We start from the raw sequence: 24,530 nt of genomic DNA, 5'->3' as shown, positions 1-24,530 counted from the left end.
CATCTCGAAGATGGCTTGAGGCGGGATGGGTCCATCGCGTACTCTCCTCTGGATGAGCCTGACCACCACGAACCGGCCAAGCGTGCGCGCGGCAGATCGGAAACGCACCTGGATTCTGCGCGGCCTGATGATTGTGTTCATGGCCGTGGCTGTGGCCGTGATCTGGATTTCGAATATCTGGCTGACCGAACGGTTTACGGAGACCACGCGAAACCGAGCCGAGTTGCGGCTTGCGCTTTACTCTGGCTCTATCGTCTCGGAGTTGCAGAGCAATTCGGTCGTGCCCCTCCTGCTCAGCCGCGATCCGCTTCTGATCCGTGCTTTGAACCAGGGTGATTTCACCACGACATCTCAGCGTCTGATCTCGTATGGGGAAGAGATTGCCGCCGCATCGATGTTCCTGCTCAACCGGGATGGGCGGATTGTGGCGGCGACGGACCGGAACCGGTTGGGTGAGCTTCTGAACAACGAAGCCTTTTTTGTGCAGGCGCAGCGCTCGCCAGATACTGTTTTTACCACCAGAGAGCGCGAAACCGGCGCGTTTGATTTCACCTTCTCGCGGCGCGTGACCGATGACAATCGGTTGCTTGGCGTCGTCGTGGTGCAGGTCAATCTGGCCCGGCTGGAAGACCGCTGGCGCGGCACGACAGAGGCGGTGTTCGTCGCCAACTCAGAAGGCCGGATCATGCTGTCGACCGAGCCGCGCTGGCGTGGCCGGACGGAGGCCGAGGCGATCGCGCTTCGCTCGCCGCCTTCGGCCATCCAACGTGCGATCGAGGCCACCGGCGATTGGGCCTTTGGCGACCCGACGCCCTATTTCTTCGGGGATGCCACGATCCGCCTGGAAACCCGGATTCCATTTCGCGGATGGCAGCTCACATCCTTCACCGCCTATGCCTCGGTTCGTGAGCGGGTGAATGGCGTTCTGGCGCTCCAGATCATGGGATTCGCGCTGCTCCTGGCGGGGGCGTTCTATGTGCTGAGCCGTCGAGCCCGTTTGCAAAGTGCAATTTTTCAACGGGAATCGGCAGAGCTTCGCCGGTTGAACGATAGGCTCGGGCGGGAAATCGCCGAGCGTCAGAAGGTTGAACGGACGCTTGAAGAGGCGGAACAGAGCTTGGCGCAGAGCCAGAAATTGGCCGCCCTGGGGGAGATGTCGGCCGCTGTCAGTCACGAGTTGAACCAACCGCTTGCGGCGATGAAAACCTATCTGGCGGGCGCCAAGCTTTTGCTCCAGCGCCGGAGGCCGGAAGAGGCGCTCAGTTCCTTCCAGCGGATCGATGATCTGATTGAGCGGATGGGCGCGATCACCCGGCAGCTGAAAAGCTATGCCAGGAAGGGCGGCGAGGCCTTCGAGCCGGTCGATCTGCGCGAGGCGCTGACCGGCGGCTTGACGATGATGGAGCCGCAACTTCGGCAGATGACGGTGGAGATCACCCAGAACCTGCCGCGCAAGCCGGTCATGGTGCTGGCCGACCGGCTGCGTTTGGAACAGGTCATTATCAATCTCTTGCGCAACGCTCTTGATGCGATGAAGGCCGAGGAGAACCGCGAGTTGGACCTGATTGTCGCCGGCGGAGAAGAGGCGGTTTTGACCGTCCGCGACAGCGGCAGGGGGATTGACGATCTCGATGCTTTGTTCGAGCCATTCTACACAACCAAGAAACCCGGCGACGGGGTGGGCCTGGGGCTGGCGATCTCTTCGGGGATCATAAATGACCTGGGCGGACGACTGACCGCACGCAACGGTGCCAAGGGAGGCGCCGTGTTCGAGATGCGCCTACCGATCTTGCATCGGTCCGCCACCGCCGCCGCCGAGTGAGCAATAAAGGACGACGCCATGAAGATTGCGATTGTCGATGACGAACAGGATATGCGCCAGTCGATCAGCCAGTGGTTGGCGCTGAGCGGATTTGACACCGAGACCTTTGCCAGCGCCGAGGATGCGCTTAAAGGGATTGGGCCGGATTTTCCGGGTGTGGTGGTGAGCGACATCAAAATGCCCGGCATGGATGGGATGGCGTTTTTGAAGCGCCTGATGGGCATGGATAGCGGCCTGCCGGTCATCATGATCACCGGCCATGGTGATGTGCCCATGGCGGTCGAGGCGATGCGAATTGGCGCCTATGACTTCCTGGAAAAACCGTTCAACCCGGACCGGATGACGGAGCTTGCCAAGCGCGCCAGCCAGACGCGCCGGTTGACGCTCGACAACCGAGCGCTTCGCCGCGAACTGTCCGACGGCACGGTCTTGATGCGCAAGCTTATCGGCTCCTCGCCGGTGATGGAGCGGCTTCGAGAGGATATTCTCGACCTCGGCCAGGCGGACGGCCATGTGCTGATCACCGGCGAGACCGGGACCGGCAAGACGCTGGTTGCCCATGCTTTGCATGCGGTCGGGCCACGGGCCGGCAAAAGCTTCGTGCCGGTAAGCTGTGCGGCCCATGACGAAGAGACCCTGACGACGATGCTCTTCGGCCCGGTTGGCGACGGGCAAGACCTGCCGTTGATCGAACAGGCACGGGGTGGGTCGCTGGTCTTGGAGGATATCGAGTCACTGCCGCAAGCGCTTCCAGGCCCGGCTTCTGACGTCGATCAATGACCAAGGCACGCCCGCCGAGACGCGGATTGTGGCGATTTGCAATGCCGCAGAGCCCGAGGGGTGCGAGGCGGCTCTGCGCCCCGATCTCTTCTATCGGTTGGCTGCGATGCGGATCGACTTGCCACCGCTTCGGCAGCGGGGCGAAGATATCCTGACGCTGTTCAACCGGTTTGGGGAGCAGTTCGCCGAGGAATATGGCACGGATGCGCCAGAGGTGACGGCGCAAGAGGCGGCCCAGCTTCTGCAAGCGCCTTGGCCCGGCAATGTGCGGCAACTGATCAACATCGCCGAACGCGCAATCCTGCAGCAGCGCCGCGGGTCAGGCACCATCGCGTCGCTTCTGATGAGCGATAATGCGGAGATCAGTCCGCAAGCCGTGGGCGAGGGTAAGCCGCTAAAGGAATATGTCGAAGCCTTTGAGCGGATGTTGATCGATAACACGATGCGCCGTCATCGCGGCTCAATCGCGAGCGTGATGGAAGAGCTCTGCCTGCCGCGCCGGACGCTCAATGAGAAGATGGCCAAATACGGGTTGAGCCGGTCGGACTATCTTTGATCGACGCCTTGTAGCCCTGTAAGCGACACGGATTAAGGGGCCGAGCGACGTATTTGGATCGCTCGGCCTCTGTGTGCTTTGTTGCCAGTATTTGGCCGTTGCGGTTGGGCGAAATGTTGACCCCCGTAGCCCTATGCGCCGCCAAGAGTGGCCGATATAAGCATCTCGTCGTCCGGATTTGCCGAGCGCACCATCCGGGTCCGATCGTCTGGCTTTTTCCCGAGGGATCAATGCGCTTTGTCAGTTTGAATGCTTGGGGCGGCCAGGTTTGGTCGGCGCTGCAAGATTGGGTGCCGGAGGTGGCGCCGGATATCCTCTGTCTGCAAGAGGTGACACGTGCGCCGGTCCCGTCGCCAGATTGGTTGCGCTATGTCGACCCGAACCGCGATTTGGATCAGCGCGCTGATCTTTTTGGCGATATCTCCGCGCTTTTGCCCGACCACCAAGCGTATTTTGCGCCGGCAACCCGGGGTACGCTCCATGACGACGCAGGCCCAGCCTTCGCTTCGGAACATGGGCAGGCGGTTTGGGTCGCGCGCCATCTGGCGGTGACCGAGCAGTGGCAAGGTTTCGTTCATGGCCAATTCCGCCCTGATGGGTGGGGCCCTGAGCCGGTGTCGCGCACGATGCAGATCATGCGCGTCTGTAACCCGGCAAGCGGCGGGCAAGTGGTGTTTGCGCATTTTCATGGGCTCCGCGACCCCTCGGGCAAGGGGGATATCCCGGCCCGTGCGGCGCAGGCCCGAGCCGCATTGGATGCCGTTCTCGCGTTTCGTCAGCCAGAAGAGCCGCTAATCCTGGCGGGCGACTTCAACCTGCAACCGGATAGCCAGACCTTTGAGATATGGGCGCCGCTTGGGCTCAGGAACCTCATTATTGACCACGGCGTCACAGATACCCGCACCAGCCTCTATTCCAAACCCGGGCGGTTCGCCGATTATCTTCTCGCCAGCCCCGCCATCAAGGTCGACAGGTTTTGCGTGCCGGATCGACCGGAAGTGTCGGATCACCGGCCGCTCCTTCTCGATTTTTCCCTCTGATCCATCGCGCCCGCCCTCGCACTTGGGCAATAGGGACACCGAACAAAAGCGATTTGTTCGTTATGCGAACAAAAATTTGTATTGCGAACAAATTTGATTCCCGCCAAACTGCAAGAAACCGGCGGCATCGTCCGGTGTAGAACGGGCGGTAGCCCTGCGTGATGCGGTGTCCCGCCCGGCGGGCGGCGATGGCGGATCATGAAAACGAGTTCGCGGGGGAGGCGTCTTGCAAAGTTTTTTGCGTGGGATTGATGGGGTCAATAAGGCCGTGACCCTGGTCGTTGGCGGCTTGCTGATGATGGTGGCTGTCGCTGTGTTCTTCCAAGTGCTGGTGCGCTTTGTTCTGACGGCGCTGGGCATCAATATCAGCGCGCCCTGGACCGAAGAACTCGCCCGTTATGCGTTGATTTGGATGGTTTTTCTGGGTGCAGCCGTTGGTGCGCGCCATGCGCGCATGATTTCCTTGAGTTCGTCGTCCGCGCGGTGCCGGACCGGTTGGGCGTGACGCTGCGCTATGGGGTCATGGCGCTGAGCGTGGTGTTTTTCGCCATGCTGATCTGGGTCGGGCATCAGTTTGTCATGCTTGGGCAGACCGAAACGAGCCCGGTGATGGGGATCCGAAAAGACCTTGTCTATTGGGCGATGCCGATCGGGATGGGGTTGATGATTTTGAACTCGATAGCCTTGGTCATCGAAACGGTTCGCGAGGGGCGCGACATCCGTTACGCCGCCGATCACGCGCCGGAAATGTGAACCAATGTTCGCTATATTCATAATTCTGCTTCTCTTGTTCGCCGCCAGCGTGCCGGTCGCCTTGGCCCTCGGCATGGCGTCGGTGCCCACGCTTTTGGACCGCAGCATTCCGTTGATCGCGGTGCCGCAAGTCGTCTTTGAATCGCTGGACAGTTTCGCGTTGATGGCGCTGCCGCTTTATGTGCTGGCGGGGCGGCTGATGCAGTTCGGTGGGATCGCGGAGCGCCTTGTGGATTTTGCCAAAGCGATCGTGAGCTGGATCAGAGGTGGCTTGGCCGCAGCGGTCGTTTTGACCTCAATGATGTTCGCCACGATCTCCGGATCTTCCGCCGCGACCGCTGCTGCAATCGGCTCGATGCTGATCCCGGAAATGGAAAAACAACGCTACCCGCGCCCGTTCAGCGCGGCGACCACCGCGGCCTCTGGCGAGCTTGGGGTGATCATCCCGCCATCGGTTGCAATGGTGATCTATGGCGTGATCACTGGCGTGTCGATCACCGATATGTTCATCGCGGGCTTCCTCCCTGGCTTGATGATTGCCGGGTCGTTGATGCTGACCGTGATTATGATCTCGTGGATCCGGGGATATGGCGAGCGGCAGCCGTTTCACCTTGGTCCCTGGGCCGCGGATGTGGGCCGTGCGCTCAGACGTGCGTCCTTGTCGCTGTTTCTGCCGATCATCATTCTGGGCGGGATTTTCGGCGGCATCTTTACCGCGACCGAGGCCGCCGTGGTGGCCGTCGTCTATGCCTTGATCCTAGGTGTCTTTGTCTATCGGCAAATCCCGATCCGCGATCTGCCGCGTCTGTTTGCCGGGGCCGCGGTCACCTCGTCGGTTGTCATGATCATTGTGGCATTCGCCGCGATGTTCGCCTTTGCCCTGCATCTGTTGCGGGTGCCGCAAGAACTGGGTCAGCTTCTCACGACGGTTACCGAAAACCCCCTGATCTTCCTGCTTCTGGTCAACCTGTTCCTGCTGATCGTCGGCATGTTCATGGAGACCTTCGCGGCGATCATTATCTTGGCGCCGATCTTGTCCCCAATCGCCATGAGCTATGGCATCGACCCAACCCATTTCGGGCTGATCATGATCGTCAATCTGGCGGTTGGCATGGTGACACCGCCGGTTGGGGTCAATCTCTTTATCGCTTGCGGCATTGCGCGCGTCACTATGGAGCAGCTGATGCGGCCGCTGGCGATCTTCCTGATGGTTCTGATCGCGAACCTGATGGTCATCACCTACATCCCGGGCATCTCGCTCGCGCTGCTCCGATAAATCAAAACCAACAGTTTGGAGGAGGTCAAACATGACCCTAAGATCGACATTTGCCGCCGCGCTCGCCGCTGGTGTGCTGAGCGCTGGCGCCGTACAGGCGCAAGACTATGAGATGGTGCTGGCTCATGTGCTGAGCGATGCGAGCCCGTATCAGGTGACGCTGAACGAGTTCGAACGCCTGATCGAAGAGCGCAGCGAGGGTCGTATCGCGGTTGAGGTGCAGTGTTGCGGCCAGGCGGGCAATGAGACCCGCGCCATCCAGTCGATGCGCACCGGCATTCTGACCGGCGGCTTTGTCGGCGGCTCGTCGCTCGAAACCGTGGTATCCGCCTATCGCGTCTTGTCGCTGCCCTATGTGTTTGAGGGCCAGGACCAGGCCTATGAAGTGCTGCAAAGCGAGATCGGGCGCGAGATGCTCGACCTGCTTGGCGATTACGGCATGTATGGGCTTGGCTTCGGCTCGATCTACGAGCGCAGCGTCGCCTCGCGCGATCCGCACCGGGTCGAAACCATCGAGGATATGCAGGGCCTGAAAATCCGCGTTCTGCCGACGCCGGGCTTTGTCGAGGCCTATAACGCAATGGGCACGCAGCCGACGCCGATGTCTTATGGCGAGCTGTTTATGGCGATCCAGAACAGCGTCGTGGACGCATTGGAAATCTCGCCAGATGCGATTGTGGCGGACCGGTTCTATGAAGTCGTCAACAGCTACACGATGACCCGTGCGCATCAATCGACGACGATTTTTGTCTTGTCGAACGCCTTCTGGGAAGGGCTGCCCGCCGATCTGCAAGAGATGGTGCAGACCGCTGCCGATGATGCGATCGCCGTGGGTATCGCCGCTCACCGCGAACTGGCGGATGCCGGGCTGGAAACGGTCCGTGAAAGCGGCGTGGCCGTGATCGAGCCCGATCTCGCCCCATTCATGGAGGCCGCGCGCACCTCTTGGGATGTGATCCTGGCCGATTACCCCGAGGCGCAAGGCTATCTGGAGCAGATCCAGGCCGCGACCGGCAACTGACCTATTAAGCGACCCGGACGGGCGTCAGATCTCTGGCGCCCGTTCTTCATCCGATCACTGGCATTTTCTGTTGCCGGGGCAGGGGAAGGCTGGCATTGTTCCAATATGCGAACAAAAGTCCGAAAATGAATGAGCGGTCTCAGCCCTCCGATCGCCCCGCTGTGCTTGGGCTGATCGTGAACCCATTTGCCGGGCTTGGTGGCGCCGTGGCTTTGAAAGGCACCGATGGCGCCGAGATTGTGGCCGAGGCTTTGGCCGCAGGTGCCGAGCCCAAAGCCGAGGCCCGCGCCGCCCGCGCGCTACAGGCATTTCGGCGGGATGGGGGGTGCCGTTGTGACCGGGCCGGGGGCTCTTGGCGCCGCCATCGCGGGGGATGCCGAATGCGTTCCCATCCACCCGACAGGAACCGCCGAAGATACGATCGCCCTTGTTACAGCGATGCAAGATCGCGTGGGGTTGATCTTATTTGCCGGTGGCGATGGCACCGCGCGAGATGTGGCCGCCGCCAATATCACAGGAGTCCCCATCTTGGGGCTGCCTGCCGGGGTCAAGATGCAATCCAGTGTCTTCGCCCGGACGCCGGAACGCGCCGGGCAAGTGGCCGCGACATTTTTGCGAGACCCGCAGAGGGCCGTCGAGCCCGCCGATATTCTGGATATCGACGAGGCCGCCCGCCGCGACGGCCGCCTTGTGGCGCGGCTCTATGGGGTTGCGGACACGCCTGTTGGGCCCAGAGCCCATCAAGGCGCGAAGGCCGGAAGCGGCAGCGAGGGGCTGGCCGAGATTGACGCAGCCTTGGCGCGCTATGCCGCACATATGACAGCGGGCACGCTTTACCTGATCGGGCCAGGCATGACGATGGCGGCGCTGAAGGATCGTTTGGGCGGCGGCACATTGCTTGGGGTGGATGCCGCGTTGGATGGCGAGATCATCGCACGCGACTTGAGCGAGGCCGCGATCCTGGCGCTTCTGAAGACCGTCGCGGCGGCCCGGATCGTGTTGACTGTGATCGGCGGGCAGGGGTTCTTGCTGGGTCGGGGCAATCAGCAGATCTCGCCGCGCGTGATCGCAGCGGTTGGGCAAGACGAGCTCGATATTCTTTGCCCCGCCTCGAAACTCGCGGCGCTCAACCCCCAGGAGTTGGCCGTCGACACTGGCGACGCCGATCTGGACCAAGCGCTCAGCGGATTTCGCCAAATCATCACAGGGCCAGGGCGGCGACAGGTCGTCCGGGTGGCCGCATGACAGACACCAACAGGATAGAATGGAGATGAGGATATGACCAAAGCCCATCCATGGATGGCGAACTCCGTCGACGATGTGAAGCAAGAGATGATGGCCGCGCTTGGCGTCAATGAGATCGACACGCTGTTCCAGCAGATCCCAGAGGATCATCTCTATGGCAAGCCCTTTGACCTGCCGCCGCAATTGGACTCCGAGGTCGCACTGTCGCGGCATTTGACCGATGTTTTGTCGAAGAATGGGACCACTGCCGACAATTTGTGTTTCCTCGGCGCGGGGGCTTGGCCGCATCACGTACCGGCGATTTGCGATGAGGTGGCGGGCCGCTATGAATGGCAAACCTCGGTTTTCGGTTCGCCCACATCGGACCATGGCCGGAACCAAGCCTGGTTTGAGTTCTGCTCGCAAATCGGGGCCTTGGTCGAAATGGATTTCGTCGGGCTGCCGGTCTATTCCTGGGGCTGCGCCATCGGCCATGCGGTGCGGATGGCGGCGCGGATCACCGGGCGGCGCAAAGTGCTGATCCCGGCGGTGATGGATCCCGAACGGCTCTCAGTTATGCGGAATTATTGCGAACCTCCGGAGATGGCGCGCCATATCGAGATTGTCGCGGTCGCGGTTGGCGCGGATGGGTGCCTGGACCGCGCGGATCTGGCGGCGAAACTGGATGACAGTGTCGCGGCGCTCTATGTCGAAACGCCGTCCTATCACGGGGTGATCGAGGCCGATCCCGCCGGGCTCTGCGCGGCGGCGCGCGCGGTGGGGGCGGAGGCGATTGTCGGTGTGGATCCGTTGTCGCTTGGCGTGCTGGAAGCCCCTGGGGCTTACGGCGCGACCATCGCACTCGGCCCGACGCAGCCCTTGGGCGTGCATATGAATGCCGGTGGCGGGGTGGGTGGATTTATCGCCAGCCCGGATGAGGAGCGTTACGCCCGCGAATATCCGACGCTGAACATCACGATTGCCGAGACCATTGCCGAGGGCGAGTTGGGCTTTGGCCTGACGCTTTTCCATCAGTCTTCCTACGGGATGCGGGATGAGGGCAAGGATTGGACGGGCAATTCGGTCTATCTCTGGGCGCTGGCCAATGCCGCCTATATGGCCGCGATGGGCCCCGCGGGCTTTGCCGAGATTGGCCGCTTAATCCTGTCGCGCGCGCGGGCTGCGGCGGAGAAGATCGATGCGATCCCGGGCTGTTCAGTCGACCTGAGCCAGCCGTTTTTCAAGGAGTTTGTGGTTCAGTTCGACAGCGCCGATGTGGACAGTGTGAACGCCAAGCTGCGGGAGCGTGGCATCTTCGGCGGCAAGGACATCACCGGAGAGCCGGGCATCGACGGCCCGGCCGCGCTCTACTGCGTGACCGAAGTGCATACCGAGGATGATATCGACCGGCTCGTCGCCGCGCTGAAGGAGTGTATCTGATATGACTGCCCCAATCTCAAACCGCTCCGACGCCCGGTTCAAAGGTTATCATGCCGCCCGTTGGGCCGAACCGGTGGTGATGGAACTTGGCCATCCGGGCCGCCGTGGCGCCGTCTTCCCCAAGGCCGGGCCGGTGCCGGACCTGCCCGAGGGCGCGCTGCGCGCCGCTCCACCTGTTCTGCCGGAGATGACAGAGCATGATGTGTTGCGCCATTACCTGCATCTGAGCCAAATGACGCTTGGCATGATGGGCGTCTCGCTCTTCGGCACCTGCACGATGAAATACAACCCGCGGATTGGCGAACAGGCTGTGGCCGCGGATCATTTGGCCAAAGTGCATCCGTTGCAGCATCCCGACACTCTGCAAGGGGTCTTGGAGATCTACAGCAATTTCAACGAGATCCTCTGCGAGCTTTCCGGCATGGATCAGTTCGTGTTCCAGGCGGGTGGCGGGGCCGATGCGGCCTATACCCATGCCTGCGTTACCCGCGCCTATCATGCCAGCCGGGGTGAGTTGGAGCAGCGGGACCAGATCATCACCACGATCCAGACCCATCCTTGTTCCCCCGCGACGGCCAACACCGCCGGGTTCGAGGTGATCACGCTGACGCTTGAGGAAAACGGCTACCCCTCGGTGGAGCAGTTGAAATCGGTGATCGGCCCGCGCACGGCGGCGCTGATGGTCAACAACCCCGACGATATGGGCATCTACAACCCAGACATTAAGGAATGGGTGCGCCTGGTGCATGAGGCGGGTGGCCTCTGTTTCTATGATCATGCCAATTTCAATGGCGTGATGACCCGGCTCCGCGCCCGCGAATTGGGTTTCGATGCATGCATGTACATGCTTCATAAGACCTTCGGCGCGCCGAAGGGGGCGGCGGGCCAGCCGTTGGGGCCTATGGCTGCGCCGCGCATCTGGTGCCGTTCCTGCCATCACCGCTGGTGGTGAAATCCGGGGAAGGGTTCGCGCTGGACGAGGATCGCCCGGACTCGATTGGCAAGATCCGCGAGTTTTGGGGCAATGCGCCGCAAGTGGTCAAAGCCTATGCCTGGGCGCGCGCCATGGGGGCCGAAGGCTTGCGCGAGGCGGCGGATATCTCGGTTCTGGCGAATAACTACATGGATAAGCGCTTGGGCGAGTTGCCGGGTGTCAGCCGCTCCAACCCGCATATCGATGTCTGGCGCATGGAGATGACGCGCCACTCGCTTGAACAGATGACGAAAGACACCGGCTGCACCGTGGTCGATATCTCGAACCGGATGACGGATTACGGGATTGATGCGCTGTGGCTCAGTCACGAACCCTGGCTGGTGGCCGAACCCTTCACACCCGAGGCCGGGGAGCTTTGGTCGAAAGAGGATATCGATTATTGGATCGACGTCATGGGCCAGGTGATCAAGGAGGCCTATGAAGACCCCGAGATGGTGAAAACCGCGCCACATAAAGGCGCGATCCATCAGCTGAAAGGTGAGGGGATGGAGGACCCGGAGAAATGGGCGACGACCTGGCGCGCCTATCTGCGGAAACATCGGCCTGTTGCGGCGGAGTAATCCTCCCATTCCGGAACAAAAAAGGGCGCCCCAAACCGGGCGCCTTTGTCATTCAGATAACGGGTTGGCTAGATCGTGCTTTCCAACCGCGTGTTGGCGACGATCTCTGGGATACTGGCTTGGTTGGGCAGGGCCAGGACCATCGCCACAATCTCCGCCACCGTTTCGGGCTGCAGGCGTTCCGGTTTGGGCGTCACGCCGGGAATGCCCGAAATCATCTCGGTATCGATCGCGCCGGGGCAGATCGCGGTGCCGCGCAGGCCCTCGTCCCACCCGGCAAAGCGCACGGCATGGGTCATCGCGAGCAACGCCTGTTTTGTCATCACATAGCCAAGTGACGTTGTGGCATCGCGATAGCGTTTGGCGTCTGTCGAGGCGATGTTGACCACACGCCCACGCCCGGAGGCTTTCAGATGTGGCAGCGCGGCCCGGATCAGATGAAACGGGCCTTTGACATTCACCTGCCAGAGCTGATCCAGATCGTCTTCCCCGCCGCGGGTGAAGTCCACCATCTTCAGAATGCCCGCGTTGTTCACCAAGGCGTCCGGCGCACCAAAGGCCGCTTCGGTCGCGGCGACCCATGCGGGGGCCGTCTCTGGTGCCTCGGCGTCGTAGGAGAAGGCTTGCAACCGGTCTGACGGCGCATCTGGAAACGCCTCGGCCAGGGTTTCGGGCCGTCTGGCGCCCACGGACACTCGGTGGCCGGCCTCCAAACATCGGGTGACAATGGCGGCCCCCAGACCTCGGGTGCCGCCGGAGACCATGACGATGCGTGGGTCGGCCATCTTAGAACAGCCCCTGATAGACGCCGCCATCATTGATGATGTTCTGACCCAGGATAAACCCGGCCTGATCGGAGCAGAGGAAGGTTACCAGATCGCCGCATTCCTTGGGATCGGCGAACCGTCCGGCAGGCACGCTTTGCAGCCGGTTTTCCACAATCGCCTCATAGGTGGTGTTCCCACGACGCGCATGATTGTGCAGGTTGGTGTGCAGCGCATCGGTGTCAAAAAAACCGGGGCAGACCGTGTTGATCGTCACGTTATCCGGGGCGCAATCCCGCACGATGGAAGCGATCGCGCCCGAAAGCGCCAGACGCGCTGCATGGGAATGCGCGAAGTTCTGCTGCGGGAATTTGATGAAGCTGACCGAGATATTGACGATCCGACCGAATTTCCGGGCGCGCATGCCCGGAAGCACACTCTGGATCATCTGAATGGAGGACAGGAAATGCACGTCCAGCCAATGCAGCCACTCGGCCTTGTCCCATTCATTGAAATCGCCGGGGATTTGCCGAACGCCGGGGTTCGAGACCAGAATATCGGCGACCGGCGCGGCCTCCAGAACGGCGGCGCGGCCCTCGTCGGTGTTATAGTCGGCGGCGACGGCGGTCACCGAGACGCCGGTCTCGGCGCGGATTTCTTCGGCGGTGGCCTCAAGCGCCTCGGCGGAGCGCGCGTTGAGAACCAAATTCACCCCCTCCCGCGCGAGAGAGAAGGCGCAGGCTTTGCCGAGGCCTTTGCTCGCGGCGCTGACAATGGCGGTGCGTCCGGTTAGTCCCAAATCCATGGGTGTGTCCTTTCTGTGGTGCGGCCTTGCAGGTCCAAAATGCCGGGCGGGGCCCGGTTTGACTCAGGCGGCGGTGTCTTGAATATCGAGAATTTGGTCCAACCCGGTCAGTAACTCTTTCAGCGGGGCCCCGGTCAACGGGGCGAGGGGCGCACGGGGCGCGCCACCGCCGGGAAAGCCCAAATGGTCCATCGCGGCTTTTGTTGAGGGGTAAAGTGTCCGGCCATTGCTCACGAAGAGGTCGGTGATTTCGCGCGCGAGATACTGTATCTCCCAGGCCTCATCCAGACGACCGGCTTTGGTCAAGGACCACAGATCAAGGCAACGTTCCCAAACATTTGGAAAACAATCGATCAACCCATCGCAGCCCGCCAAGATTGACGGCACGCCAATCGTGGAGGAGGGGCCGCAGAAGACCAGAATCCGATCCCGGGCCAAGGCCAAGGTCTGGTGGAAATTCAGCCAGTCGCCGGAGCTTTCCTTGACAGCCACAACTGGGTCCAGATCGGCCAGCCGGTCGACGATATCAGGCGTCAGCGCGTTCCCGGCATTGCCCGGAATATTGTAGAGCATGATCGGCAACGGGCCGCCGCCGCGACGGTTTCATAATGATCGATGATCTCGGCCTCAGTCAGGTGGGCGAAGTAGGGCGGCAGAACCAGCGCCCCATCGCAACCGGCCTCTTTGGCATCGTGCAGCGCTTCGATCACCGCCTGAGGTGTGATCGCGGCGGCCCCGACAATGGTCGTCCCAGCATCGCCAACCGCCTGTTTCGCGGTGCGGTAGACGGCGCTGCGTTCACGGTCTGTCAGACTCCAAAACTCGCCGGTGCAACCCGCCGCGATGACGCCGGTCGAGCCAGCGGCCATCATCCGGCTGATATTGGCCGCCAGGTCGGCATGATCAATGCTGCCGTCTCTAGCAAATGGCGTTGTGATGGCCGGCATCGCGCCGGTCCAGTTTACGCTGGTTCTATCCAACTTCTTATCCTCACTTTATCAAACACTTACAGCTTTGTCGCTTCGCAGCGCCTCCAAGACCTGATCGGCCGCCTGACGGAGCGTCGTGACGGCAAACCCGATCTGTTCCTCGTCAATAATGAAGGGCGGCGAGAAGGAGATCGCGTCGCTATTGGGCAGCGCGCGGACGATCAAACCCGCCTCCAACGCGGCTCTTGCAATCCGGGGGGCGACGGTTTGGGACGGATCGAACCGGGTCCAGCCATCTTGAGTTGGGTTGGCGAACTCGACCGCACCAACCAAGCCGAGGCCCCGGATCTCGGCCGCGATTGGCATATCCCCGAAAGTGTCGGCAAGCGCGCGTTGCAAGACGGTGCCCATGGCATCGGCGCGGGCCACGAGGTCTTCACGCTCCATGAGTGCCAGATTGGCCAGCCCCGCAGCGGCCATCACCGGATGCGCGGTATAGGTGTAGCCATGGCCGAAGGGGCCGAATTTCGCGGCGCCTTCATTGGCGATCACCTGCCAGACCTTCTCGCTGACGATACAGGCTGAGAGTGGCGCATAGCCCGAGGTGATGCCCTTGGCGACGGTCATCAGATCGGGGCGAATGCCAAGCTTATCGGAGCCAAACCAGGTGCCCAAACGGCCAAAGCCACAGATCACCTCATCGGCGATCATCAAGACGTCGTAGCGGTCGAGCACGGCTTGGATTTTGGGGAAGTACCCCTCCGGCGGAACGATCACACCGCCCGCGCCCATCACGGGTTCTGCGATAAAGGCCGCGACGGTTTCGGGACCCTCGCCCAAGATCATATCTTCCAACTCTTGCGCGAGACGGTCGCCGAACGCGTCGTCGCTTTCTCCTGGCTGCCGTACCCACAGGTTATGCGGTGCGCTGACATGGCGGATCATCGGCAAGGGCAGATCGAACCCGGCATGCAGCCCCGGCAGGCCGGTCAGGCCCGCCGACATAACCGTCACCCCGTGATATCCCCGATCGCGAGAGATGATTTTCTTCTTCTCGGGGCGCCCAAGCGCATTGTTGTAATACCAAACCAGTTTGACCTGCGTGTCATTCGCATCCGAGCCTGAGGCGCCGAAGAAGACCTTCGACATGCCTTCGGGGGCTTTTGCGATGACCTGTTCCGCCAAAATAGCGGCGGGCTCCGTGGCCATGGAAGAAAACCCATGGAAATAGGAGAGTTTGCGCGTCTGATCTGCCAGCGCATCGGCAATCTCGTCCCGGCCATAGCCGACATTCACACACCAAAGCCCGGCCATCGCATCCAGATAGCGTTTGCCCTGATCATCGGTGATCCACACACCTTCGGCGGAACGTGCCATCATCGCCGCGCCAGATTGAGAATGGGCGTTCAGCGCGCTGAACGGATGAAACATATAGCGGCGGTCAAGCTCGCGGGTGTCGAGAGTGTCAGCGGTCATCGCCAGCAACCTTTGATGGAGTGAGGGGAACTACAGTGGTCGGGTCGTCGAGATTAAGCCGTGTGCCGCGCCCATCGATTTCAAACAGATGGATGGCCTCCGGTGCGAAGCCGATCTTCAGCGCTTCGCCAATAGAGTGCGGTTGACCAGCGGGCGCACGCGCCAAGAGGCGATGGCCGCCTGGGATTTCGAGGGTCACGATCTGCTCATGGCCTGTGTTTTCGATCAGCCGGATCGAGGCGTCGACGTTACAGCCAGAAAGCGTGATATTCTCCGGGCGGATGCCAAGCGCGACAGGACCATCGCCCATATCCGCTTTGAACAGGCGGCGGTTGATTGGCACGGATTGCCCCGCGATCATAAACCGATCGCCGGCGATCTCGCCCTCCAATTGGTTCATCGACGGGGTGCCGATGAACCCGGCCACAAAGCGGTTGGCCGGGCGGTTATAGACCGCATCCGGTGTATCGAATTGCTGCAAAAGGCCGTCATGCATCACCGCGATCCGGTCCGCCATGGTCATTGCTTCAAGCTGATCATGGGTCACATAGACCATGGTTTTGCCGATCCGGCGGTGCAGCTCGATCAACTCCGCGCGCATGTAACTGCGGAGTTTCGCGTCGAGATTGGAAAGCGGTTCATCCAGTAGGAAGACTTTGGGTTCACGGACCAGGGCCCGCCCCAAAGCGACGCGCTGTTGTTGCCCGCCAGACAGTTGCTTGGGTTTGCGGTCGAGCAGCGGGTCAAGCTGCAACAGGGCGGCGGCTTTGGCCACGGCCGCGGCACGATCCGCCTTGGGCACGCCGCGTTTCTTCAACGGATAGGCGATATTCTCACCCACCGTCATATGCGGATAAAGCGCGTAGGATTGGAACACCATCGCGATGTCGCGCTTGCCTGGGGCCACATCGTTGACCACCCGCCCGCCAATCGAAATCTCGCCCGAGGTCGGAAACTCCAGACCGGCCAGCATCCGCAGGGTTGTGGATTTGCCGCAGCCCGAGGGGCCAAGAAGCGCGACGAATTCGCCAGCATTGATTGAAATATTCAGCCGTTCCAGCGCGACAAACGCGCCAAATTCCTTGCGGACGTCTTTTAACTCTACCTCAGCCACGTGTTTATCCTTTTACCCCGCCCGCGCCGAAGCCGCGAGTCAGGTAGCTTTGCAAGAAGGCGAAGACGATGATCAAAGGCAGGCTCATCATGACCGAGGCGGCCATCAGGAGCGACCATTCGATATTGAAGGCCGAGATCAGCATCGTCATTACGCCGGTTGTCAGCGGGCGCGCGGAGTCGGAGTTCACCAGGACCAGCGCGTAAAGATATTCGTTCCAAGACAGAATGAAGGTGAAGAGCGCGGTTGAGATGATCCCGGGCAGCAATTGCGGCAGGATCACATCCTTGAACGCGCCAAGCCGGGTTGCGCCATCGACCAGGGCCGCCGACTCCAAATCTTCCGGGACCCCTTCCATGAAGGATCGGAGCAGCCACAGCGCATAGGGCAGGGCGAAGGTGGTATGGGCCAACACAAGGCTGGTCAGCGTGTTCGACAGCCCAAGCTCCACCATCATCAGATAGAGTGGAATGATCAGCACGACCGACGGCAAGAGATAGGTGAACAGCACCAACATCGCCAGCGTATCCCGCCCCCGATACTTGAACCGCACCAGGCTATAGGCACCCACGGTGCCGAGAAGCACGACAAAGATCGTCGTGGTCGTCGCCAAGACGACCGAGTTGCGGAAATAGAGCAGGAAGGGCGTGTCGAAAAGCAGGCGCGCGTAATGCTCGAACGTGACCGTCTCGGGCAGCCAGGTTGGCGGGATACGAAACAGCTCGGTCTGTGGTTTCAGCGAGGTCACGATCATCCAGAACAGCGGGAAAGCGATCAGGAGGACGAGCGACCAGGTGAACAGGTTAAAGGCGAGTTTGCGTAGGAATGGCATGGCCTAGCTCTCCCGTCCGGTGCGGCGGATATAGATCAACATGAAGACCAGCATGACCAACATCATCCCCACCGAATAGGCGGCCGCCTGACCCATATTGTTGAGCGCGAAAGCCTCTTGATAGACCAGAAGCGGCAAGGTTTGGGTCGAGGTAACAGGCCCGCCGCCTGTGAGCAGGAAGATCAGGTCGAACTCTTTGAAGTCCCAGATCGCGCGCAAAAGGATGATGACGACGAGAACCGAACGAAGCTGCGGCAAGGTCACATCCCAGAAGCGCGAGATTGGACCCGCGCCGTCAATCTTCGCGGCCTCATAGAGGTGATCGGGGATGGTTTGCAGCCGAGCTAGGACGGCAATCACCACAAAGGGGAAATACTTCCACGCACCGACCAGGATCACACCGATCATCGCGTTGGGCATCGACCCCAACCAATCGACGGGCATATCCGTTATCCCAAGCTGCATCAGCCCGTGATTGACCGCGCCATAGAGGTCATTGAACAGCCAGCGCCACACCAGAACCGCGACGACGGTGGAGACGAAATAGGGAAACAAAACCAAGCTGCGGGCCAGCGACCGGAACCACAGGTTTTGATGCAGAAGCAGCGCCAGCCCGACGCCGAAAACGATTTGCAGGCTCAGTGTGCCAACCGTCCAGATCAGGGTTGTCCAGAGCGATTGCCAGAAAGCAGGTTCGGTAAACAGCTGAATGTAATTGTCGACCCCGACGAACTCGCCTTCCAAGGTCGGCGTGTAGATCGAAAAGACGCTGAGATAGATCGCCGCCAGAAGCGGATAGACGATCACCAAGCTGAACACGACGATGGTCGGCGCGATAAGGAGAGCCCCAAGCCGGGCATAACGGCGCTCGAGCAAAGGGGCGGCAAGGACGGTGCTGGACATGGGCACTTTCAGTTAATGTCGGGCGGCGCGACAGGGAGAGGACGGGAGTGGGCGCGCCGCCCGAGGGTGCAGATTCAGGTTGTCATGATCTCTTCGATCCGGGCGGTTGTCTCGCCCAAAACCTGATCTGCATTCTCGTCATTCAACACGATGCGCTGAACCATTTCCGAGATCACGTTGGAATTGATGATCTCACCGGCCTTCGCATTGGGTTGATGTGCCGTGCTTTCCCAGCCGAGATTGAACCCGCCGGCCGCTGCGCTGGCCATTTTATTAACCTCGTCGGAGTAGCGCTCGATGATCGGGTTGGCTTGATAGGCCGGGTCATCCGCGATCGTGCTGAGCACCGGCAGAACGTGGCCCGGTGCGGCGTGAAGCTGCTGAATGTAGCCTTCGGGGTCGAACAGGAAGGCTGCGAACTGTTTCGTCGCTTCCATGTTGTCGGCAGCGCGCGGGATGAAGACCGACGGGAAGTCGTTAAACGTCCAGGGTGCGATATCCGCCGATTTGGTCGGATAGAGCTCGCAGGTCACATGATCGGCGATCCCGGGGTTCTGCGTCGCCACATTGATCAGCACGCGGCCGGTATAGATACCGGTGGCACAGGCTCCAGAGACAAAGGCCGTGAGGCTGTCGCCCCAGCTATAGTTGGTGGCACCCGGGGGGCAGAATTCACGCATCGCGCGATAGAATTCCAGCGCGTCGCGAGTCTCGTCACTGTCGATGGCCACTTGCAGATCGGGGCTGAAGACTTGGCCGCCGGCCTGATGGATGACGCCGATGAAGATCAGCGAGGTCATCGAATTCCGGCCATAGGGCAGGGGCGCGCCAAAGATGCCGCCGCCTTGCATCGCAGCGACCGCCGCCAGCATCTCGTCCCAGGTGCGCGGGGCGGCCTCGATACCGGCCTGTTCCATCAGGTCGGTGCGGAGCCACATCATATTGGCGGCCGAGTTGCCAATGCCCGTGCCTGCATATTGGCCTGGATCGACTTCATAAATCTGATTGGCGCCATCATAGAACTTCTCAGGCCCGATCATCTCGATCACGTCATTGAAGGGCTCCAAGAGCCCGTTGCGCCAGTAATTCGAGACCGCAAAAGAGGGCAGGTGGGTGACGACATTCGGCACCTCGCCGCTGGCAAAGGCCGCGGCCAGCTGCGGGGCATAGCCTTCATCGGAGGTGCGTTCGAAGACGACGCGGACATTTTCATGCTGCGCTTCGAAGTTCCGGATCTGGGTTTCATAGGCGGCCAACTGCTCGGGCGAGCTTTGCGGCGACCACCAGCGCAGTGTGATTTGCTCTTGCGCTCGAAGCCGACGGGGAATCGCGGCTGCGGCCCCGGATGCGGCCATCCCGGCCAGGACGGACCGGCGGTCAACACCGGCAGACAGAACATTCTTGAGACTCATCTTTGTATTCCCCGTTGTCATTTGTGTTCGCATAACGAACTTATGTTCGTATCATGCATGAACGCCCCTGGATGACGCAAGCAGTTTTTTATCCCGTAACCGCACCGCTAAAAACAGGTCTACGTCTTCTCAACATAGGGGCCATTATGGTAGGCAACCGAACCCGAAACAGGAGATGACACTCATGGCCAAACAGACCTCGCGCAACGCGCCTTCGGCGGTCAGTGAGAATCGCTTGGGCACTGTCGACCCCGAAATCGGATTGGAGGGGGAAGAGAAGCTCTCCAGCCGCGATTTTGTCAGCTCGCTGTCGCGCGGCTTGTCGATCTTGAATAGCTTTTCCCAGACCTCCCGAAAAATGACGCTCAGCCAGGTCGCCGCCGAGACGGGCATGAGCCGGGCCACCGCACGCCGTTTTCTCCTGACCCTCGTCAAGGAAGGCTATGTGGTCACCGATGGCAAGATGTTTGACCTGACGCCGAAAGTGCTCGACCTCGGGTTTTCGGTGCTGTCGACAATTGGCGTCTGGGATCGTGCGCGGCCGTTTATGGAGCGTCTTTCAGATCAGACAGGCGAATCCGTCTCCGCCGCCATTTTGGACGGATTGGACGTTGTCTATGTCGCCGGCGTGCAGGCCCACAATATCATCAGCGTCGGGATCACCGTGGGCAGCCGTATCTCGGCCTTCTACACGGCGAACGGACGGGTGCTTTTGGCTGCGCAACCCGAGGAGCATTGGGATGCGATCATTAAAAACGCGCAGCTGATCCCGCGCACGCCCCGTAGCGTCACGAAGAAGGCGCAGTTCCGGGAAATCCTGGCCGATGTTCGGCAGAAGGGCTGGTCCCTGGTTGATCAGGAGTTGGAACTGGGCCTGCTCTCGATTGCGATCCCGCTTCATTATCGCTCCGGCGTGTTGGCCGGCTCGATCAACATCGCCATTCCTTCGGTGCGCGCGACTCCGGAAGACATGGTGGAGATTTACCTGCCGCAATTGCAGGACACCGCGGATCAAATTCAGAAATCACTAGCCCGCTAGTCGAGCCAACGGCTTGGCGTATAGGGGGCAGGGTCGATAATCGGCGGTTGCCCAAGGATCTGCTCGGCCGCGCAGCGCCCGACAATCGGCCCAAGTGTATAGCCCGCGTCGCCCGGCAGCGCGACAGAGATGCGCGCACCTTGCCGGATCGGCCCGATTGTCGCTTTGCCATCCACAGGTGTGTTGATGCCCGCCCAGCTTCGCAAAACACGCAAGCCCGTGATGCCGGGCGCAATGCGAGCCGCCAGCGCCACATTGGGCAGCAGGCTGTTCCGCATTACGCCGGGTTGCCGGTCAGGCCCATGATCTTGCGCGGGCCAACCCCCGCCGATCACAACCTGGCCAGAGCGGAACTGCTTTAGGGTGATCGACCGTTCCGCATGTTGGACCAGATGGCGGATCGCATACTCGCCGGCCTCGGTGATGTTCATGTGCAGCGGTTCGGGCGGGGTCGTCAGCCGCAGACCAAACGGCGCGGTGAGCGCCGCGGCGCCCCAAGCGGAGGCGATCAAGATATGCGCGGCGCGATAGCGTGTCTCGCCAATCGCGACGGGCCTGGGCTCCATCTCAAGCGCCTGAATGCGGTCGGTGATCCGGATGACCCCGGCTTTCTCCAGCGCGGCGTCTAGTTTGCGGTTCACGACAAGCGGATTCACCTTGCCCTCGTCGTGGCAGAGTTCCGCGCCGATAATCCCAGGCCCAAGATAGGGAGCAATGCGATGGAGTTCGGTCTGATCCAAAATCGCCACAGACAGGCCCTTGGCGGTCTCTCGCGCGGCTTTCTTATGTAAGAAGTCGAGTTGCGCCGCGGTCTCGGCCAGCATCAGCCCGCCATCTCGGCCCAGCTCCACCCCGCCAAGTACCTGGTCCAGTCGTTCCCATTCCGCGACGGCGGCCAGATAGAGCGGCAGCGAGCTTTCGAGATTCTCCGCCAGATGCGGGTTCAGGCGCAGGAACCGGCTTTGCATCTGAACATGCAGGCTCCCCGCATTGGCATGAGATCCGGCATTGCGCCCAAAGTCGACAATTGCGACCCGCGCCCCGGCCTCCGCCGCGATGCGTGCTGCCGATTGGCCGGTGATGCCCCCACCAATGATCAGAAGGTCGAAATGGTCAGCCATCTCCGGAGCTATCGTCCAAAAGCGGTTCGGTGGCGACAAGCGTTCCGATATCGACCGGTTTGATCGGGACACGCGGCGCGAAATACGACAAATCCTCCAAGGCACGCCCATGCCGATGCGCCAGAATCCCGGCCAGCGCCGGGGCGCAATAGCGGCCCTGGCATCGGCCCATGCCGATCCTGGTCGCCCGTTTCACCGCGCCAATATCTTCGGTGCCAGTCGCAAGTGCCGCCGAGAGCGTGCCATAGCTGACCTCTTCGCAGCGGCAGATCAGCGTCTCGGGTGGCGCATTCTCCACCCTCGGAACCTCGGCCGCGTAGACCTGCCAAAGGGCATCTTGAAACCGCCGGTGGCGCGTCAACTCGGCCTCGTCTGCCGCGGTGGCGGGGCCGCCGCCGGCTGCGGCGCGGCCCGCAATCCGGCCTTCAACGGCGGCAGCGGGCGCTCCACCCAGACCGCAGCAATCGCCAATCGCATAGACATCGGCAACGCTGGTCGCCATCTCGGGGCTGCGCGTCGGGCGAAGCTGGTCGAAGCGGGCGTCGTAACTCATCTCAGCACCCAGCAATCGGAGGATTTCGTTTTGCGGTTGAAAGCCGAAATTCAAGCAGACCGCATCGACTGTAACATCCGATACTTTGCCCCTTTGCGCGTATCGCACGCGCAACCCCTCAGATGTCTCAGCAATTTCAAGGGGGAGGGTGTTCCAGCGGACCGGCACGCCCTGACGGCTGAGGGCCGAGAGCATCTTGGCACCTTTCCACGCCAGCGCCGGGTCACGTAACGCCATCTGAGCCGCGCTGCCCGGGCGGTGCCACCCCGCCGGGGCGGCCTCAGCCAGAAGGGCGATCTCCGCGCCGCCTTGGCAAAGTTCCAATGCAACCTGCGCGTTCAATGGCCCATTGCCGAAAACCGCCACCCGTTTGCCAGGCGGCACGCGGTAGCTCCGCCAGAGGGTTTGCGCCGCGCCCGCTGTCATCACGCCGGGCAACGTCCATCCCGGGATCATCGCCGGGCGCTCATAGGCGCCGGTCGCCACGATCAATTTGCCGGGCGTGATCGCGAAGACATCGGTTGCGCTGCTGGCCATGATCACCGGGCCGTCGAACGCGCCCCAAACTTCAACGCCGCTTTTCATCTCGACGCCTGCCTGCCGGGCCTTGGCGACAAGAGCCGCGCCATCGGCTTGCTGCGGGTCCAAAGGAGTCGCGTCGGGCAGGGCGGATTGTTTGAAATACTGCCCGCCCGAGACCTTGCGTTCGTCGAGCAACAAAACCTCGGCCCCCGCGGCCCGCGCAGCGATCCCGGCCTCTAATCCGGCGGCACCGCCGCCGATGATCAACACTTCGGGCGTCAATTTCCTGGCTTGTTTCGGCGAAGCCGGTGGCGCGGTCAGCGGTGGCCGCGCCGCCTGCCGCATCACCACCATGCCAGGAGTCACAGGCGTCATGCAGGCCCGTTGATTTGGCGTTCCGTCAATGGTCACCAGGCAATCTTGACACACGCCCATGCCGCAAAAAATCCCCCGCGCCCCGCCCGCATCCGTATCGCGAAAATGGCGCTCCCCGGCCTCGGTCAAGGCGGCGGCAAGCGATTGGCCCGGGCGGGCATCCAGTGGCGTGCCGTTAAACTCGAAAGAGAGGGGTCCGGTCATGTCTCGCCCGCCTCAATCAGGGGGCGGCGCGCCGCCAAGAGATCGGCCAGCGCGGTTTCGCGCCAGGCGCGGCGGTCGGGCAGCCCGTCTTCGGAGAGCAGGGCGCGCCGTTCGGCGGTGACTTTCTCCACCAGGGCAGGGGACCAATCAGGATGCGTCTCGCCGCGGGCCGCCCCAATCGCGGCATAGGCCGGACCCATCCGCTTGGCATGCCCGCTGATCCCGCCCGCCGTGTTCAGATCGGCGGTCTCGAACGGCCCCGACAGTGCCCAACGCGGCCCCAACCCGTCCCGCACCAACCGGTCGACGCCATCGACATCGATCACACCTTCATCCACCAGCCGATACGCTTCGCGCAGGAGCGCCGATTGCAGCCGGTTGAAGACGAAGCCAGGGATTTCTTGGCCGAGAACAACGGGGTCGAACCCGGCGCCAGAGAACAGCGCCACCGCTGCATCGGTCGCCGCTTGTGTGGTGCCAGGGCCGGGCACAAGCTCCAGCACTCGGATCAGGCTTGGCGGGTTGCCGGGATGAGCGACGAGGCAGCGCGCCTGGTCGACCGGGGTTGGTAGGATTTCGGAGATTGGGATGGCGGAGGAGGTTGTGGTCAGCACGGTTTCATCCGGCATTTGGGACAGCAGTTGTTGAAAGAGCGCTGCCTTGATTTCGCGATTCTCAGGCCCCGCTTCGATCACCAGGCCCGCCGGGCAGGCGCCCGCGAGATCGGAGGTCAGTTGCAACGGACCCATAGCCCCGGTCTGACGAAATCCGGCGCGTGCCATTGCGCCCAGATGGCGCATGACCGCTTCTGGCGCGGCTTTGCGGGCCGCCTCAGCCGGGTCGGCGATCTCGACAGAGCGGCCAGCCGACCGAAAGACGGCGGCCATGGCGGTGCCAATCGCGCCCGCCCCAAGGATCAATACTCTGTTTTGCACCGGCTGTTGCCCCTCTATGGTTTGTTCGTTATGTGAACAAATGTGCGCATATCGTATGTGACGTCAATCACTCTCCCGAT

At 61.6% G+C, this 24,530-nt stretch carries 21 protein-coding genes and 2 pseudogenes; 11 read left to right on the top strand and 12 right to left on the bottom strand.

The features are described 5' to 3' along the window. Positions 1–127 precede the first annotated feature (127 nt). The 10 genes and pseudogenes from QTA57_RS15430 (at position 128) to QTA57_RS15380 (ending at position 11,466) form a co-directional block, all read left to right on the top strand. On the top strand, positions 128–1,822 hold the full coding sequence (locus QTA57_RS15430; protein ID WP_253261330.1) for a sensor histidine kinase: 1,695 nt from the start codon (positions 128–130) through the stop codon (positions 1,820–1,822). A gap of 18 nt (positions 1,823–1,840) precedes the next feature. Next, positions 1,841–3,158: pseudogene (locus QTA57_RS15425) on the top strand (sigma-54-dependent transcriptional regulator). A gap of 230 nt (positions 3,159–3,388) precedes the next feature. Beyond that, positions 3,389–4,198 carry an endonuclease/exonuclease/phosphatase family protein gene (locus QTA57_RS15420; protein WP_290152297.1) on the top strand — a complete coding sequence of 270 codons (810 nt, stop codon included), beginning with the start codon at positions 3,389–3,391 and terminating at the stop codon, positions 4,196–4,198. A 295-nt stretch (positions 4,199–4,493) separates the two neighbouring features. Beyond that, positions 4,494–4,951, top strand: a pseudogene (locus tag QTA57_RS18670) (TRAP transporter small permease). 34 nt (positions 4,952–4,985) lie between these two features. After that, positions 4,986–6,227 carry a TRAP transporter large permease gene (locus QTA57_RS15405; RefSeq protein ID WP_290152293.1) on the top strand — a complete coding sequence of 414 codons (1,242 nt, stop codon included), beginning with the start codon at positions 4,986–4,988 and terminating at the stop codon, positions 6,225–6,227. Positions 6,228–6,258: 31 nt separating this feature from the next. Continuing rightward, entirely contained in the window at positions 6,259–7,248 is a 990-nt protein-coding gene (locus QTA57_RS15400; RefSeq protein WP_290152292.1) for a TRAP transporter substrate-binding protein, read from the top strand. Positions 7,249–7,566: 318 nt separating this feature from the next. Then, positions 7,567–8,493 carry an ATP-NAD kinase family protein gene (locus tag QTA57_RS15395; RefSeq protein WP_290152291.1) on the top strand — a complete coding sequence of 309 codons (927 nt, stop codon included), beginning with the start codon at positions 7,567–7,569 and terminating at the stop codon, positions 8,491–8,493. Between the two features lie 33 nt (positions 8,494–8,526). Beyond that, entirely contained in the window at positions 8,527–9,912 is a 1,386-nt protein-coding gene (gene gcvPA, locus QTA57_RS15390; protein WP_290152290.1) for an aminomethyl-transferring glycine dehydrogenase subunit GcvPA, read from the top strand. A 1-nt stretch (position 9,913) separates the two neighbouring features. Next, the gene (locus QTA57_RS15385) at positions 9,914–10,864 is read left to right on the top strand and encodes an aminotransferase class V-fold PLP-dependent enzyme (protein WP_290152289.1); all 951 of its coding nucleotides are present in this window, start codon (positions 9,914–9,916) and stop codon (positions 10,862–10,864) included. After that, positions 10,861–11,466 (top strand): PLP-dependent aminotransferase family protein, encoded by a 606-nt coding sequence (locus tag QTA57_RS15380; protein WP_290152288.1) that lies wholly within the window; start codon positions 10,861–10,863, stop codon positions 11,464–11,466. The genes QTA57_RS15385 and QTA57_RS15380 overlap by 4 nt, the downstream gene beginning before the upstream one ends. 68 nt (positions 11,467–11,534) lie before the next feature. On the opposite strand, the gene QTA57_RS15375 is transcribed toward QTA57_RS15380, so the two are convergent. From QTA57_RS15375 to QTA57_RS15335, 9 genes are all read right to left on the bottom strand, one after another. Continuing rightward, positions 11,535–12,251, bottom strand: a complete 717-nt coding sequence (locus QTA57_RS15375; RefSeq protein ID WP_290152286.1) for an SDR family NAD(P)-dependent oxidoreductase — start codon at positions 12,249–12,251, stop codon at positions 11,535–11,537. Between the two features lies 1 nt (position 12,252). Continuing rightward, positions 12,253–13,035: an SDR family oxidoreductase gene (locus QTA57_RS15370; RefSeq protein ID WP_290152285.1), complete on the bottom strand. Its 783-nt coding sequence runs from the start codon at positions 13,033–13,035 to the stop codon at positions 12,253–12,255. A 63-nt stretch (positions 13,036–13,098) separates the two neighbouring features. Then, complete coding sequence (locus tag QTA57_RS15365) at positions 13,099–13,608, bottom strand: dihydrodipicolinate synthase family protein (RefSeq protein ID WP_290152283.1); 510 nt, start codon at positions 13,606–13,608, stop codon at positions 13,099–13,101. Continuing rightward, positions 13,569–14,015 carry a dihydrodipicolinate synthase family protein gene (locus tag QTA57_RS15360; protein WP_290152282.1) on the bottom strand — a complete coding sequence of 149 codons (447 nt, stop codon included), beginning with the start codon at positions 14,013–14,015 and terminating at the stop codon, positions 13,569–13,571. The genes QTA57_RS15365 and QTA57_RS15360 overlap by 40 nt, the downstream gene beginning before the upstream one ends. Positions 14,016–14,033: 18 nt before the next feature. Next, positions 14,034–15,440, bottom strand: coding sequence for an aminotransferase (locus tag QTA57_RS15355; protein ID WP_290152281.1), 1,407 nt, complete (start codon positions 15,438–15,440; stop codon positions 14,034–14,036). Further along, positions 15,430–16,554 (bottom strand): ABC transporter ATP-binding protein, encoded by a 1,125-nt coding sequence (locus QTA57_RS15350; RefSeq protein WP_290152280.1) that lies wholly within the window; start codon positions 16,552–16,554, stop codon positions 15,430–15,432. Before QTA57_RS15350 ends, QTA57_RS15355 begins: the two co-directional genes overlap by 11 nt. Before the next feature lie 4 nt (positions 16,555–16,558). Then, positions 16,559–17,386 (bottom strand): carbohydrate ABC transporter permease, encoded by an 828-nt coding sequence (locus QTA57_RS15345; RefSeq protein ID WP_145209615.1) that lies wholly within the window; start codon positions 17,384–17,386, stop codon positions 16,559–16,561. Positions 17,387–17,389: 3 nt separating this feature from the next. Next, positions 17,390–18,289, bottom strand: a complete 900-nt coding sequence (locus QTA57_RS15340; protein ID WP_290152279.1) for a carbohydrate ABC transporter permease — start codon at positions 18,287–18,289, stop codon at positions 17,390–17,392. A gap of 74 nt (positions 18,290–18,363) precedes the next feature. Further along, a complete protein-coding gene (locus QTA57_RS15335; protein ID WP_171560496.1) occupies positions 18,364–19,701 on the bottom strand; it encodes an ABC transporter substrate-binding protein in 1,338 nt (445 codons plus the stop codon). Between the two features lie 184 nt (positions 19,702–19,885). Here QTA57_RS15335 and QTA57_RS15330 point away from each other — a divergent pair, with 184 nt between their 5' ends. Beyond that, positions 19,886–20,740: an IclR family transcriptional regulator domain-containing protein gene (locus tag QTA57_RS15330; RefSeq protein WP_171560499.1), complete on the top strand. Its 855-nt coding sequence runs from the start codon at positions 19,886–19,888 to the stop codon at positions 20,738–20,740. Here the strand turns inward: QTA57_RS15330 and QTA57_RS15325 are convergent. The 3 genes from QTA57_RS15325 to QTA57_RS15315 are packed head-to-tail and all read right to left on the bottom strand — an operon-like array spanning position 20,737 to position 24,450. Then, a complete protein-coding gene (locus QTA57_RS15325) occupies positions 20,737–21,861 on the bottom strand; it encodes an NAD(P)/FAD-dependent oxidoreductase (protein ID WP_290152277.1) in 1,125 nt (374 codons plus the stop codon). The two genes, QTA57_RS15330 and QTA57_RS15325, sit on opposite strands and share 4 nt — an antisense overlap. Continuing rightward, positions 21,854–23,515, bottom strand: a complete 1,662-nt coding sequence (locus QTA57_RS15320) for an FAD-dependent oxidoreductase (protein ID WP_290152276.1) — start codon at positions 23,513–23,515, stop codon at positions 21,854–21,856. The genes QTA57_RS15325 and QTA57_RS15320 overlap by 8 nt, the downstream gene beginning before the upstream one ends. After that, positions 23,512–24,450, bottom strand: a complete 939-nt coding sequence (locus tag QTA57_RS15315) for a 3-hydroxyacyl-CoA dehydrogenase NAD-binding domain-containing protein (RefSeq protein ID WP_290152275.1) — start codon at positions 24,448–24,450, stop codon at positions 23,512–23,514. The genes QTA57_RS15320 and QTA57_RS15315 overlap by 4 nt, the downstream gene beginning before the upstream one ends. Between the last annotated feature and the right edge of the window lie 80 nt (positions 24,451–24,530).

The sequence above is a fragment of the Fontisubflavum oceani genome (assembly GCF_030407165.1).
GTDB classification, from domain to species: Bacteria; Pseudomonadota; Alphaproteobacteria; order Rhodobacterales; family Rhodobacteraceae; genus Rhodophyticola; species Rhodophyticola oceani.
Note: the sequence above shows the minus strand (reverse complement) of the source record. Positions and strands in the feature narration are given on the sequence as shown.

Excerpts from the sequence above, each read along its gene's own strand:
- QTA57_RS15430 (WP_253261330.1), top strand. The coding sequence starts at position 128 with ATGATTGTGTTCATGGCCGTGGCTGTGGCCGTGATCTGGATTTCGAAT.
- QTA57_RS15420 (WP_290152297.1), top strand. The coding sequence starts at position 3,389 with ATGCGCTTTGTCAGTTTGAATGCTTGGGGCGGCCAGGTTTGGTCGGCG.
- QTA57_RS15400 (WP_290152292.1), top strand. The coding sequence starts at position 6,259 with ATGACCCTAAGATCGACATTTGCCGCCGCGCTCGCCGCTGGTGTGCTG.
- QTA57_RS15395 (WP_290152291.1), top strand. The coding sequence starts at position 7,567 with ATGGGGGGTGCCGTTGTGACCGGGCCGGGGGCTCTTGGCGCCGCCATC.
- gcvPA (WP_290152290.1), top strand. The coding sequence starts at position 8,527 with ATGACCAAAGCCCATCCATGGATGGCGAACTCCGTCGACGATGTGAAG.
- QTA57_RS15385 (WP_290152289.1), top strand. The coding sequence starts at position 9,914 with ATGACTGCCCCAATCTCAAACCGCTCCGACGCCCGGTTCAAAGGTTAT.
- QTA57_RS15375 (WP_290152286.1), bottom strand. The coding sequence starts at position 12,251 with ATGGCCGACCCACGCATCGTCATGGTCTCCGGCGGCACCCGAGGTCTG.
- QTA57_RS15370 (WP_290152285.1), bottom strand. The coding sequence starts at position 13,035 with ATGGATTTGGGACTAACCGGACGCACCGCCATTGTCAGCGCCGCGAGC.
- QTA57_RS15365 (WP_290152283.1), bottom strand. The coding sequence starts at position 13,608 with ATGCTCTACAATATTCCGGGCAATGCCGGGAACGCGCTGACGCCTGAT.
- QTA57_RS15355 (WP_290152281.1), bottom strand. The coding sequence starts at position 15,440 with ATGACCGCTGACACTCTCGACACCCGCGAGCTTGACCGCCGCTATATG.
- QTA57_RS15345 (WP_145209615.1), bottom strand. The coding sequence starts at position 17,386 with ATGCCATTCCTACGCAAACTCGCCTTTAACCTGTTCACCTGGTCGCTC.
- QTA57_RS15340 (WP_290152279.1), bottom strand. The coding sequence starts at position 18,289 with ATGTCCAGCACCGTCCTTGCCGCCCCTTTGCTCGAGCGCCGTTATGCC.
- QTA57_RS15335 (WP_171560496.1), bottom strand. The coding sequence starts at position 19,701 with ATGAGTCTCAAGAATGTTCTGTCTGCCGGTGTTGACCGCCGGTCCGTC.
- QTA57_RS15330 (WP_171560499.1), top strand. The coding sequence starts at position 19,886 with ATGGCCAAACAGACCTCGCGCAACGCGCCTTCGGCGGTCAGTGAGAAT.
- QTA57_RS15325 (WP_290152277.1), bottom strand. The coding sequence starts at position 21,861 with ATGGCTGACCATTTCGACCTTCTGATCATTGGTGGGGGCATCACCGGC.
- QTA57_RS15320 (WP_290152276.1), bottom strand. The coding sequence starts at position 23,515 with ATGACCGGACCCCTCTCTTTCGAGTTTAACGGCACGCCACTGGATGCC.